This window comes from Alcanivorax sp. HI0007, from assembly GCF_001635525.1.
GTDB lineage: Bacteria > Pseudomonadota > Gammaproteobacteria > Pseudomonadales > Alcanivoracaceae > Alcanivorax.
The window spans coordinates 1-260 of record NZ_LWEJ01000140.1 but is presented as its reverse complement, the minus strand read 5'-3'; the positions used below and the strand labels follow the sequence as shown (position 1 = coordinate 260).

Annotated in this window: 1 pseudogene; it reads right to left on the bottom strand. The window is 60.4% G+C overall.

Features of this window, described 5'->3' with window-relative positions:
• Positions 1-260 (bottom strand): annotated as a pseudogene (locus A3714_RS17995) (short chain dehydrogenase); the annotation flags it as partial.

Genomic DNA, 260 nt, shown 5'->3' with positions numbered 1-260 from the left:
CGGCGTTAAACAGACTGTTATCCAGTTTTACCGGCCAGCGCGGGGCCTGGGCGGCACCGGCAATAATGTCCATGAGTTCGCCCAGGTTGTAGCTGCGGTCCGCGGTGAGGTGAAAACACTGGCCATCATGGTCCGGCTGGTGGGCGATGTGATCCAGGGCATCCGCCACAAAGTCCACCGGCACCACATTGAAGTGGCCGCCTTCCACGCCGATCAGTGGCATCCAGTTGGGCAGTACGTCCTTGAGCTTCTGGATCAGC